The organism is Actinacidiphila sp. bgisy145 (assembly GCF_057708125.1).
In genome coordinates this window covers 1-10,933 of record NZ_JBYIRL010000009.1, presented here as the reverse complement: position 1 = coordinate 10,933, position 10,933 = coordinate 1, and the positions used below count along the sequence as shown (strand labels likewise).

General features: G+C 74.7%; 11 protein-coding genes. 10 read left to right on the top strand and 1 reads right to left on the bottom strand.

Translation table 11 applies throughout. From position 1 onward, the window contains the following. Positions 1 to 80: 80 nt before the first annotated feature. The 8 genes from AC3ERT_RS10090 (at position 81) to AC3ERT_RS10055 (ending at position 9,183) form a co-directional block, all read left to right on the top strand. Positions 81 to 1,184 carry a quinone-dependent dihydroorotate dehydrogenase gene (locus AC3ERT_RS10090; protein ID WP_335975903.1) on the top strand — a complete coding sequence of 368 codons (1,104 nt, stop codon included), beginning with the start codon at positions 81 to 83 and terminating at the stop codon, positions 1,182 to 1,184. After that, positions 1,181 to 2,104: an orotidine-5'-phosphate decarboxylase gene (gene pyrF / locus AC3ERT_RS10085; RefSeq protein WP_435173693.1), complete on the top strand. Its 924-nt coding sequence runs from the start codon at positions 1,181 to 1,183 to the stop codon at positions 2,102 to 2,104. The genes AC3ERT_RS10090 and pyrF overlap by 4 nt, the downstream gene beginning before the upstream one ends. Before the next feature lie 318 nt (positions 2,105 to 2,422). Beyond that, positions 2,423 to 2,746 carry an integration host factor gene (locus AC3ERT_RS10080; RefSeq protein ID WP_073502779.1) on the top strand — a complete coding sequence of 108 codons (324 nt, stop codon included), beginning with the start codon at positions 2,423 to 2,425 and terminating at the stop codon, positions 2,744 to 2,746. A gap of 115 nt (positions 2,747 to 2,861) precedes the next feature. After that, positions 2,862 to 3,485 carry a guanylate kinase gene (gene gmk, locus AC3ERT_RS10075; RefSeq protein ID WP_335975914.1) on the top strand — a complete coding sequence of 208 codons (624 nt, stop codon included), beginning with the start codon at positions 2,862 to 2,864 and terminating at the stop codon, positions 3,483 to 3,485. A 90-nt stretch (positions 3,486 to 3,575) separates the two neighbouring features. Further along, positions 3,576 to 3,851: a DNA-directed RNA polymerase subunit omega gene (gene rpoZ, locus AC3ERT_RS10070; RefSeq protein ID WP_103887663.1), complete on the top strand. Its 276-nt coding sequence runs from the start codon at positions 3,576 to 3,578 to the stop codon at positions 3,849 to 3,851. A 116-nt stretch (positions 3,852 to 3,967) separates the two neighbouring features. Next, positions 3,968 to 5,173: a bifunctional phosphopantothenoylcysteine decarboxylase/phosphopantothenate--cysteine ligase CoaBC gene (coaBC, locus tag AC3ERT_RS10065; protein ID WP_435173692.1), complete on the top strand. Its 1,206-nt coding sequence runs from the start codon at positions 3,968 to 3,970 to the stop codon at positions 5,171 to 5,173. Between the two features lie 518 nt (positions 5,174 to 5,691). Then, a complete protein-coding gene (gene metK / locus AC3ERT_RS10060; RefSeq protein ID WP_335975927.1) occupies positions 5,692 to 6,909 on the top strand; it encodes a methionine adenosyltransferase in 1,218 nt (405 codons plus the stop codon). Between the two features lie 150 nt (positions 6,910 to 7,059). Then, positions 7,060 to 9,183, top strand: a complete 2,124-nt coding sequence (locus AC3ERT_RS10055; protein WP_435173691.1) for a primosomal protein N' — start codon at positions 7,060 to 7,062, stop codon at positions 9,181 to 9,183. A 31-nt stretch (positions 9,184 to 9,214) separates the two neighbouring features. Here the strand turns inward: AC3ERT_RS10055 and AC3ERT_RS10050 are convergent, their stop codons facing one another. Further along, positions 9,215 to 9,673 (bottom strand): hypothetical protein, encoded by a 459-nt coding sequence (locus tag AC3ERT_RS10050; protein WP_335975934.1) that lies wholly within the window; start codon positions 9,671 to 9,673, stop codon positions 9,215 to 9,217. 289 nt (positions 9,674 to 9,962) lie between these two features. Between AC3ERT_RS10050 and def the strand changes: the two genes are divergently transcribed. Both def and AC3ERT_RS10040 read left to right on the top strand, forming a co-directional pair. Beyond that, on the top strand, positions 9,963 to 10,508 hold the full coding sequence (gene def / locus AC3ERT_RS10045; RefSeq protein WP_335975939.1) for a peptide deformylase: 546 nt from the start codon (positions 9,963 to 9,965) through the stop codon (positions 10,506 to 10,508). 31 nt (positions 10,509 to 10,539) lie between these two features. Continuing rightward, on the top strand, positions 10,540 to 10,933 hold a 394-nt coding region (locus AC3ERT_RS10040), incomplete at its 3' end, for a methionyl-tRNA formyltransferase (RefSeq protein ID WP_435173690.1).

Genomic DNA, 10,933 nt, shown 5'->3' with positions numbered 1-10,933 from the left:
GCGGCCCCGGTAGGCGGGCGCCCCTGTGCGCCTTCGGGGCGCCCCGCACCGGGGCGCCCCCTGACGAACGAAAGCGAGCCATGTACGCCCTGTTCTTCAAGCTGGTCTTCCGCGGGATGGACCCGGAGAAGGCGCACCACCTGGCCTTCCGGTGGATTCGGCTGGCGGCGCGGGTACCGGTGGTGCGCACGTTCGTCGCGGCCGCGCTGGCCCCCCGGTACGCGAGCCTGCGCACCGAGGCGCTGGGCCTGCGCATGCACGGCCCGTTCGGGCTGGCCGCCGGGTTCGACAAGAACGCCGTCGCCATCGACGGGATGGCGATGCTCGGCTTCGACCACGTGGAGGTCGGCACCGTCACCGGCCAGGCGCAGCCGGGCAACCCGAAGAAGCGGATGTTCCGGCTGGTCGCGGACCGCGCGCTGATCAACCGGATGGGCTTCAACAACGAGGGCTCGGCCGCGGTGGCCGCGCGCCTGGCCACCCGCAGGCAGGTCTTCCGGACCACCGTGGGCGTCAACATCGGCAAGACCAAGGCCGTCGCCGAGCAGGACGCGATCGCCGACTACGTCACCTCGACCGAGCGCCTCGCCGAGCACGCGGACTACCTCGTGGTGAACGTGTCCTCGCCCAACACCCCGGGCCTGCGCGACCTCCAGGCGACCGAGGCGCTGCGCCCGCTGCTGGCGGCGGTGCGGGCGGCCGCGGACCGCACGGTGACCACCCGCCGGGTGCCGCTGCTGGTGAAGATCGCCCCCGACCTCGCGGACGAGGACGTGGACGCGGTCGCGGACCTGGCCGTCGAGTTGGGCCTGGACGGCATCATCGCCACCAACACCACGATCGGCCGGGAGGGCCTGCGCTCGCCCGCGGCGCTGACCGCGGAGGCCGGCGGGCTGTCCGGCGCGCCGCTCAAGGACCGTTCGCTCCAGGTGCTGAGCCGGCTGTACCGGCGGGTCGGCGACCAGGTCACGCTGGTCGGCGTCGGCGGCGTGGAGGACGCCGAGGACGCCTGGCAGCGCATCCTGGCCGGCGCGACCCTGGTGCAGGGGTACACCGCCTTCATCTACCGCGGCCCGTTCTGGATGCGCGGCATGCACAAGGGGCTGGCCGCCCGGCTGGCCGCCAGTCCGTACGCCACCCTCGCCGACGCGGTCGGCGCCCACTCCCGGAAGGTGACCGCATGACCGGCAGCAGCACCCCGCAGCCCGCCCCCAAGACGTCCGTCGCACCGCCCGAGCCGTTCGGCGCGCGGCTGCGCCGGGCGATGGACACCCGCGGGCCGCTGTGCGTCGGCATCGACCCGCACGCGGGCCTGCTCAGCCGCTGGGGGCTGCCCTTCGACCCGTCCGGCCTGGAGCGCTTCGCGCTGACCGTGGTGGAGGCGCTGGGCGAGCACACCGCGGTGTTCAAGCCGCAGTCCGCGTTCTTCGAGCGGTTCGGCTCGCGCGGTGTCGCGGTGCTGGAGAAGACGGTGGCCCTGGCCCGGGAGGCGGGCGCGCTGGTGCTGATGGACGCCAAGCGCGGGGACATCGGCTCCACCATGGACGCGTACGCGGCGACCTATCTCGCCCCGGGCGCCCCGCTGTTCAGCGACGCGCTGACGGTCAGCCCGTTCCTCGGGTTCGGGTCGCTGCGCCCGGCGCTGGACGCGGCGCGGGCGGCGGGCACGGGGGTGTTCGTCCTGGCGCTGACCTCCAACCCGGAGGGCGGCCAGGTGCAGCGGGCGACCGCGGCCGACGGGCGGTCGGTGGCGCAGGTGATGCTGGACGCCGTCGCGGCGGAGAACGAGGGCGCGGCGCCGCTGGGTTCGGTGGGCGCGGTCGTCGGGGCGACGCTGGCCGAGGCGGGCGCGGACCTCGCGGTCAACGGCCCGCTGCTGGCCCCCGGTGTCGGCGCCCAGGGCGCGACGCCGGCGGACCTGCCGGCGCTCTTCGGCGCGGCGCTGCCGAACGTGCTGCCGAGCGTGAGCCGGGACGTGCTGCGGCACGGACCGGACCCGGCGGCTTTGTTGAAATCGGTACGGGAGTATGTGGCGGAGGTACGGGCGGCCGTGGACGGTGCGGCCGCACCGGGCGGTATCGCGGGACGGTCGGCCGGCCGCTGAATCGGACCCTGATTCCGCTGCTCGATCCGCCGCTCGATCGGCCGCTGAATCGGCCGGTGAATGGGCTGGGAAAACGGCCGAAAAAAGGGCCGGTTTCAACAACTGGGCTCATTGACGCCGAATCCCGTTCCGGTATGTCCCGTATATCCCCTCGGATCAAGGCTGACCTGGACTTTTCATCTGTTCTCGCTGACTTGGGCCGCTGGGACCGCTAGTCTCCGACAGGAGCGCGCCGCCCAGGTGCGCTGCAGGTCGACCGGTGCCTCCGGTCGGCTCCTACTCCTTATCCGATTGATCTACATCCGAGGTGACGTAGGCGTGGCTCTTCCGCCCCTTACCCCTGAACAGCGCGCTGCCGCGCTCGAAAAGGCCGCCGCGGCTCGCCGGGAGCGCGCCGAGGTCAAGAACCGGCTCAAGCACTCCGGCGCCAGCCTGCACGAGGTCATCAAGCAGGGCCAGGAGAACGATGTCATCGGCAAGATGAAGGTCTCCGCCCTCCTTGAGTCCCTGCCGGGCGTCGGCAAGGTCCGCGCCAAGCAGATCATGGAGCGGCTCGGCATCTCCGAGAGCCGCCGGGTGCGTGGCCTGGGTTCCAACCAGATCGCTTCCCTGGAACGTGAGTTCGGCGGCACCCCCGCCTGAGTCGCGTCTCCGGACGCCGCCGCAGCCCGCCCGCAGGTGGGGCGGCGCCGTCCTCGCGGAGACGAGGCGGTGACACCGGTTCCCGCCGCTCTCGGGAACCGGGGATAATCGCCTCATGAGTTCTCCAGCCTCACCGGGGCCGGCCACGCCCCCCGCCTCGCAGGGGGCTTCCCCGGCCGCTCCGGTCAGACATCCGCGACTGACCGTGCTCTCCGGCCCTTCCGGGGTCGGCAAGAGCACGGTCGTCGCCCATCTGCGCGCGTCCCACCCCGAGGTATGGCTCTCGGTGTCCGCCACCACCCGCAGACCCCGCCCCGGCGAACGCGACGGGGTGCAGTACCACTTCGTCGACGACGACGAGTTCGACAAGCTCGTCGCCAACGGCGAACTGCTGGAGTGGGCGGAGTTCGCGGGCAACCGCTACGGCACCCCGCGCCGCGCCGTACTCGACCGGCTCGCCTCCGGCGCGCCCGTGCTGCTGGAGATCGACCTGCAGGGCGCCCGGCTGGTGCGGACCTCGATGCCCGAGGCGCGGTTGGTCTTCCTCGCCCCGCCGAGCTGGGAGGAGCTGGTCCGCCGGCTCACCGGGCGCGGCACCGAGTCGCCCGAGGTGATCGAGCGGCGGCTCGCGGCGGCGAGGATCGAACTGGCCGCGGAGTCCGAGTTCGACGAGACGCTTGTCAACACCTCCGTCGAGGATGTAGCACGCGAGCTGCTAGCCTTGATGAACATCGGGTGACCTCGCGCTTCCGCGCGGCCGCCCGGCAGCGAGCCCCCGGTCCCGGGGTCCCGTCCCAGAAGTCCTTCCACAAGTAGGGGTAGGTAGAGCGTGTCCTCTTCCATCACCACGCCCGAGGGCATCATCAACCCGCCGATCGACGAGCTGCTCGAAGCCACCGACTCCAAGTACAGCCTGGTGATCTACGCGGCCAAGCGCGCCCGCCAGATCAACGCGTACTACTCCCAGCTCGGTGAGGGCCTGCTGGAGTATGTCGGCCCGCTGGTGGACACCCACGTCCACGAGAAGCCGCTCTCCATCGCGCTGCGCGAGATCAACGCCGGCCTGCTGACCTCCGAGGCCGTCGAGGCACCGCCCACCCAGTGAGGCGGTAGGTACTCCAGCACGGGCCCGGCGGCGCGACCGCCGGGCCCGTGGTGTGTCATGGGGTGGTGTCATCGGGTGACCACGGCGGCGTGACGGCGCGGCGGAGCGGAGCGGGTATGGGCAGGCCACAGGTCGTACTGGGCGTCAGCGGCGGCATCGCCGCCTACAAGGCGTGCGAGGTGCTGCGCCGCTTCACCGAGTCCGGGCACGACGTCCAGGTGGTGCCCACCGACGCCGCCCTGCACTTCGTCGGAGAGGCCACCTGGGCCGCACTGTCCGGCCGGCCGGTCTCCACCCGGGTCTGGGACGGCGTCGAGAACGTGCCGCACGTGCGGATCGGACAGCACGCCGACCTCGTGCTCGTCGCGCCCGCCACCGCCGACCTGCTCGCCAAGGCCGCGCACGGCCTCGCCGACGACCTGCTGACCAACACCCTGCTCACCGCCCGCTGCCCGGTGGTCTTCGCCCCCGCCATGCACACCGAGATGTGGGAGCACCCCGCCACCCGGGAGAACGTCGCCACGCTGCGCCGCCGCGGCGCCGTGGTCATCGAGCCCGCCGTCGGGCGGCTGACCGGTGTGGACACCGGCAAGGGGCGGCTGCCCGACCCGGACGAGATCTTCCAGGTCGGCCGGCGCGTCCTCGCCCGCGGCACCGCCGCCCCCGACCTCGCCGGGCGGCACGTCGTGGTCAGCGCCGGCGGCACCCGCGAACCGCTGGACCCGGTGCGCTACCTCGGCAACCGCTCCTCCGGCAAGCAGGGATACGCCCTGGCGCGCACCGCCGTCGCCCGCGGCGCCCGGGTCACCCTGGTCGCCGCCAACACCGACACCCTCGCCGACCCGGCGGGCGCCGACGTGGTGGCCGTGGGCACCGCCGAGGAGCTGCGCGCGGCGGTGCTGGCGGCCGCGGCCGACGCCGACGCGGTGGTGATGGCCGCGGCCGTCGCCGACTTCCGCCCCGCCGCGTACGCCACCAGCAAGATCAAGAAGAGCGACGACGGCGCCGGGCCCGCACCGGTCGAGCTGGTCCGCAATCCCGACGTCCTCGCCGAGCTGTCGGCGCACCGCGCCCGGCCCGGGCAGATCGTCGCCGGGTTCGCCGCCGAGACCGACGACGTGCTGGCCAACGGCCGGGCCAAGCTCGCCCGCAAGGGCTGCGACCTGCTGGTCGTCAACGAGGTCGGCGGCGGCAAGGCCTTCGGCACCGACGACAACGAAGCGGTGGTGCTCGGCGCCGACGGCAGCGCCACGCCGGTGCCGCACGGCCCGAAGGAGGCGCTGGCCGACCAGGTCTGGGACCTGGTCGCCGCCCGCCTCTGACGGCGCCGCCACAGGCGGCGCCACCCGCCTGGACCAGGCCCCGGCCCGGCCCCGTCACCCCTACGGCCTCGGACGCCCCCTGAGGGCCGCTTCGAAAGCCGCCGCCGGGGGCCGGCGGGGCGTACGGGGCCGGTGGTGGGGGAGTGGCGTGTGGGCCGCCGGTTACGTACCGTCGGCGGCCGACGGCCTGCCACGCCCGGGCGGCCTGTGAACAACCGGTGAAATCAGGCCAGCCGCCGACCGGCCCGCCGGGCCCGCCGGCCGCCCGGCCCGCGCCCGGCCCGCGCCCGCCGCCACCTGCCGTCTTTCCCGGTCACCGGGAGGGGTGCGATCGGCTGACGGACGGGCGGCGAGTGGCCGAGTAGTGGACATCGGGGTGCAGGGTGTGGCATATCCAAAGAGCGAGATGCCTGGCCCGTCCCGGGGGCGCTCACGCTAAGCTAGCCGCGGAGCGCCGGGCGCAGCCCTGTGCACTCCACCAGCTAGAGCCAGCAGCCGCTGCAACCCCAGGGAGCGATGTGTCGCGCCGTCTGTTCACCTCGGAGTCCGTGACCGAAGGTCACCCCGACAAGATCGCTGACCAGATCAGCGACACCATTCTCGACGCCCTGCTGACCGCGGACCCGACCTCCCGGGTGGCCGTCGAGACGCTGATCACCACCGGCCAGGTGCACGTCGCGGGCGAGGTCACCACGACCGCCTACGCCGACATCGCCTCGCTGGTGCGCGGGAAGATCCTGGAGATCGGTTACGACTCCTCGAAGAAGGGCTTCGACGGCGCCTCGTGCGGCGTCTCCGTGTCGATCGGCGCCCAGTCGCCGGACATCGCCCAGGGCGTCGACACCGCGTACGAGAAGCGCGTCGAGGGCGGCGCCGCCGACGAGGACGAGCTGAACAAGCAGGGCGCCGGCGACCAGGGCCTGATGTTCGGGTACGCCTCCGACGAGACGCCCGAGCTGATGCCGCTGCCGATCACGCTCGCGCACCGGCTGTCCAAGCGCCTCACCGAGGTCCGCAAGAACGGCACCATCCCCTACCTGCGGCCCGACGGCAAGACCCAGGTCACCATCGAGTACGACGGCGACAAGGCGGTCCGGCTGGACACCGTCGTGGTCTCCTCGCAGCACGCCTCCGACATCGACCTGGAGTCGCTGCTCACCCCCGACATCCGCGAGTTCGTCGTGGAGGTCGAGCTGAAGGCCCTGCTCGACGAGGGCATCAAGCTCGACACCGACGGCTACCGGCTGCTGGTCAACCCGACCGGGCGGTTCGAGATCGGCGGCCCGATGGGCGACGCCGGCCTGACCGGCCGCAAGATCATCATCGACACCTACGGAGGCATGGCCCGGCACGGCGGCGGCGCCTTCTCCGGCAAGGACCCGTCCAAGGTGGACCGCTCCGCGGCGTACGCGATGCGCTGGGTCGCCAAGAACGTGGTGGCCGCGCGGCTCGCCGCCCGCTGCGAGGTCCAGGTCGCCTACGCGATCGGCAAGGCCGAGCCGGTCGGCCTGTTCGTCGAGACCTTCGGCACCGCCAACGTGGAGGTCGAGAAGATCGAGCAGGCCATCGGCGAGGTGTTCGACCTGCGCCCGGCCGCGATCATCCGCGACCTGGACCTGCTGCGGCCGATCTACGCCCAGACCGCCGCCTACGGCCACTTCGGCCGCGAGCTGGACGACTTCACCTGGGAGAAGACCGACCGGGTCGACGCGCTCCGCGCCGCGGTCGGCCTGTAAGCGGCCCGCCGCCCCGCCACGCGCAGTTCCCCCCCAGGCGAAGCCTCTGGGGGGAGGACTGCGCGTTCGGCTTTCCACCGGCCGGTGGCGACGCCCGCCACGTTCCCGGTCCGGGCCGCGGTGTCGTAGGGGTCTGGTAAGAATCACAAGGTGAGCGGTGACGAGGGACCGAAGCGGGAGGGAGCGGCCGAACCGCCGGAGGCGGGCGGCGGGGAGCAGCTCGCGCTGATCCGCGAGACGGTCCGCAAGGCCAGGCAGCCGCGCGCGAAGCCGCGCACCTGGCGCGGGGCCGCGCTCGCCGAGGGCCTGCCGGTCGCCCGGGTCCTCGTCGACAAGGGCCTGGTCCACCTCGACCAGTTCTTCGACTACGCGGTGCCCGCCGCCATGGACGCCGACGCCCAGCCGGGCGTGCGGGTCCGGGTCCGGTTCGGCGCGCGCGTGGTCAAGGGCCGCCGCGAGGGCGGCACCCTCCACGACGGCTTCGTGGTCGAGCGCCGCGCCGACAGCGACTACGCCGGCCCGCTCGCGCCCCTCGCCCAGGTGCTGTCCACCGAACCGGTGCTCACCGAGCCGCTGCTGCGGCTGTGCCGCCAGGTCGCCGACCGGTACGCGGGCGCGCTCGCCGACGTGGTGCAGCTCGCGGTGCCGCCCCGGATGGCCCGCGCCGAACGCGACCCCTCGCCCGACCCGCTCTCGGACCCGCCGCTGCCGCCGCCCGCGACCTGGTCCCGGTACGCCACCGGCCCCGCCTACCTCCAGGCGCTCGCCCGCGGTGACACCCCCCGCGCGGTGTGGCTCGCGCTGCCCGGACCGCACTGGCCGCAGGAACTGGCCACCGCGCTCGCCACCGCGCGCGCCGCCGGCCGCGGCGCGCTCGCGGTGCTGCCCGACGGGCGCAGCGCCGCCCGCGTGGACGCCGCCCTGACCGGACTGCTCGGCGCCGGACACCACGTCCTGCTCACCGCCGACGCCGGGCCGCAGGAGCGCTACCGGCGCTGGCTCGCGGTCAGCCGCGGCAGCGTCAAGGTCGTCGTCGGCACCCGTGCGGCGATGTTCGCGCCCGTCGCCGACCTCGGGCTGGTCGCCCTGTGGGACGACGGCGACTCCAGCCACGCCGAGCCGCACGCCCCGCAGCCGCACGCCCGCGACGTGCTGCTGCTGCGCGCCCGCGAGGAGCGCACCGCCTTCCTGCTCGGCGGCGTCACCACCACCGTCGAGGGCGCCCAGCTCGTCGACAGCGGGTGGGCGCTGCCGCTGGCCGCGTCCCGCGACCAGGTACGGGCCGCGGCGCCGCTGGTGCGTACGGTCGGCGACCTGGACCAGGCGCGCGACGAGGCGGCCCGCGCGGCCCGGCTGCCGTCGCTGGCCTGGCAGGTCACCCGGGACGCGCTGGCCCGTGGGCCGGTGCTGGTGCAGGTGCCGCGGCGCGGATACGTACCCCGGCTCGGCTGCGACACCTGCCGGGCGCCGGCCCGGTGCGCGGCCTGCGCCGGGCCGCTGGAGGTGCGCGAGGAGGGCGGCACCCCGGCGTGCGGGTGGTGCGCGCGGCCGGCGGCGGACTGGCACTGCCAGGAGTGCGGGGGGTTCCGGCTGCGGGCGCGGGTGGTGGGGGCGCGGCGCACCGCGGAGGAGCTGGGGCGGGCCTTCCCCCGGGTGCCGGTGCGGACGTCGGGGCGCGACACCGTGCTGGCGACGGTCGGGGCCGCCCCCGCGCTGGTGATCGCCACGCCCGGGGCCGAGCCGGTCGCGGAGGAGGGCTACGCGGCCGCGCTGCTGCTGGACGGCTGGGCGCTGCTGGGCCGCCCGGACCTGCGCGCGGCCGAGGAGGCGTTGCGGCGGTGGGCGCTGGCCGCGTCCCTGGTCCGCCCGGCGGGGGCGGGCGGCACCGTGGTGGTGCTGGCCGAGCCGACGCTGCGGCCGGTGCAGGCGCTGGTGCGGTGGGACCCGGCCGGGCACGCCCTGCGGGAGCTGGCCGAGCGGGCCGAGCTGCGCTTCCCGCCGGTGGCCCGGATGGCCGCGGTGTCCGGGCCGCCGTCCGCGGTGGCCGAGTTCGTCGACCTCGCCCGGCTCCCCGCGGACACGGACCTGCTCGGGCCGGTCCCTGTCCGGCGCCCCGCGGGCACCGACCCCTGGGAGCGCATCCTCTTCCGGGTGCCGCCGGGCTCCGGTGCGGCGCTGGCGGCGGCCCTCAAGCAGGCCCGGGTCACCCGCGCCACCCGCACCGGCCCCGCCACGCCCCTCCAGATCCGCATGGACCCGCCCGACATCGGCTGAGCCCTGACCGGGCGGCGGGCTACGGCGACGGCTACGGGTTGCGGGGGCTCGGGAAGGCCGGTGCGGGCGGGGGCACCTGCGCGGCGCGCTCCACCTCCATGGAGCGGGCCGCGGGCACGGTCGGCGCGGCGGCCTCCGCGGGAGCCCGGCGGGAACCGTAGCGGCGGTGCACCGCCTGTTTCGTGACCCCCAGCGCGGAGCCCACCGCGTCCCAGGAGAACCCGAGCGAGCGGTCGAACTCCACCGCCGCCGTCACCAGCGTCTCCACGCTGTCCCGCAACTCCTGGGCCAGCCGCACCGTGGGCGCCGGGGCCCGCCCGTACACCACGAACCCCGCGGAGGGCCCGCCGCGCCGCGGCCGGTAGACGTTTCCGAGCTGGGCGGTCAGCGTGCGCAACGCGTCGACCTGCCGACGGACCCGTTCGATGTCCCGCACCAGCAGGTGCAGGCTGGCCCGTGCCTGGGCATCGGGCGTTGCGTGGTCGGGCATCAACAAGCCTCTCCAACCGACGACGACAAGGATCGGGCCGCACGCTCCAGCCGCGGGCGGGGCCGATTTCGGTCACACTCTCTTGACCAACGCGCCACCGCCCCATCGAGTCACGCCCGACCGGCGCGGCCACCCCCTCGGGGGCGCGCGCCGTCCGCGCGCACTCCCCGTCCGCGTGCACCGTCCGCCCCCCGCCCGCCCTAGACTTGACCTCCGCCCGCAGACCCGCCCGCGCCCGCAGACCCGAGACCCGCCCGCGGGCCGTCCGACCGTTCAGGAGCCCCCGCCCGTGTCCGTCAAGCCCATCCGCCTGTTCGGCGACCCGGTGCTGCGCATGACGGCGCAGCCGGTCACCACCTTCGACCTCGAACTGCGCACCCTCGTCAAGGACCTGACCGACACCATGCTCCAGGCCCCCGGCGCGGGCCTGGCCGCCCCCCAACTGGGCGTGTCCCTGCGGGTGTTCACCTACAACGTGGACGGCGAGCTGGGCCACCTGATCAACCCCGAGCTGACCCTCAGCGACGAGCGGCAGGACGGCCCCGAGGGCTGCCTGTCGCTGCCGGGCCTGACCTTCGACTGCGAGCGCGCGTACGGCGTCGTGGCCCGGGGCTTCAACATGTACGGCGACCCGGTCACCCTCGAAGGCACCCAGCGGATGGCCCGCTGCATCCAACACGAGACCGACCACCTCGACGGCATCATCTTCGTCGACCGGCTCGACGCCGAGGCGCGCAAGGCCGCGATGAAGGCGATCCGCGAGGCCGACTGGGGCGCGCAGGGCGCGCCGCAGGTGAAGGTCTCGCCGCACGACACGTTCGGCCGCGCCCTGTGACCGCCTGCCACCGAGAGGTACCCCCCGCACGATGAAGCTCGTCTTCGCCGGCACCCCCGAGGTCGCCGTGCCCGCACTCGACGCCCTGATCGCCTCCGACCGGCACGAGGTCGTCGCCGTCGTCACCCGGCCCGACGCCGTCGCCGGGCGCGGCCGCAAGCTGGTCGCCAGCCCGGTCGCGCAGCGCGCCGAGGAGGCCGGGATCGAGGTGCTCAAGCCGGCCCGGCCGCGCGACGAGGACTTCCTCGCCCGGCTGCGGGAGATCGGCCCGGACTGCTGCCCCGTCGTCGCCTACGGCGCGCTGCTGCCCAAGGCGGCCCTCGACGTGCCCGCGCGCGGCTGGGTCAACCTGCACTTCTCGCTGCTGCCCGCCTGGCGCGGCGCCGCACCGGTGCAGCACGCCATGACGGCCGGGGACAAGGTGA

Coding starts and splice junctions, on each gene's coding strand:
- gmk (WP_335975914.1), top strand. CDS start 2,862: ATGAGTTCTCCAGCCTCACCGGGGCCGGCCACGCCCCCCGCCTCGCAG.
- AC3ERT_RS10090 (WP_335975903.1), top strand. CDS start 81: ATGTACGCCCTGTTCTTCAAGCTGGTCTTCCGCGGGATGGACCCGGAG.
- coaBC (WP_435173692.1), top strand. CDS start 3,968: ATGGGCAGGCCACAGGTCGTACTGGGCGTCAGCGGCGGCATCGCCGCC.
- pyrF (WP_435173693.1), top strand. CDS start 1,181: ATGACCGGCAGCAGCACCCCGCAGCCCGCCCCCAAGACGTCCGTCGCA.
- AC3ERT_RS10050 (WP_335975934.1), bottom strand. CDS start 9,673: ATGCCCGACCACGCAACGCCCGATGCCCAGGCACGGGCCAGCCTGCAC.